Origin of the sequence: Streptomyces actuosus (assembly GCF_016921115.1) — a bacterium.
Lineage (GTDB): Bacteria > Actinomycetota > Actinomycetes > Streptomycetales > Streptomycetaceae > Streptomyces > Streptomyces actuosus_A.
The window spans coordinates 1-591 of sequence record NZ_JAFFZS010000146.1; the positions used below are offsets into that span (position 1 = coordinate 1).

The window sequence follows — 591 nt, forward strand, 5'->3', positions numbered from 1 at the left end:
GACCCGACGGCAACGCGACATCCAGGTGCAGGCACACCGCGTCGAACGCGTCCGCGAACACCGGATACGTCTCGTACAACTCCCGGCCCATCCCCAGGCGCTGCGAGCCCTGACCCGCGAACAGGAAAGCCGTACGGCCGCCGCCGGCCGTCACCGCGCCGGTGAGGACATGCCCCGGCGTCTCCTGCTGTGCGACGGCCCGGAGACCGCGCAGGGCCTGCTCCCGGTCCGCGGCGAGCACGACCGCGCGATGTTCCAGCGCGGACCGCGTCGTCGCGAGGGAGAGCCCGACGTCCTGCGGGGACAGCTCCGGATCGGACGCCATCAGGCTCACCAGGCGTTCCGCCTGGGCGCGCAGCGCACCGGGTTCGGCGGCGGAGAGGGGCAACGGGACGGTCCGGGATCCGGTGGCCTCGGCGGGTACGTCGCCGTCCGCCGTCGCCCGCGAGGATTCCACGGTCGGCGGGCCTTCTTCGAGGATGACGTGGGCGTTGGTGCCGCTGATGCCGAACGAGGACACACCCGCCCGACGCGGCCGGTCCTCCGCCCGCTCCCACGCGGTGTCCCGCGTCAGGAGCGCCACGTCCCCGG

Annotated in this window: 1 protein-coding gene; it reads right to left on the reverse strand. The window is 74.1% G+C overall.

Features of this window, described 5'->3' with window-relative positions; genetic code table 11:
• Positions 1-591, reverse strand: a 591-nt coding sequence (locus JS756_RS35980) for a ketoacyl-synthetase C-terminal extension domain-containing protein (protein WP_438817371.1), incomplete at both ends; no start/stop codon positions are given.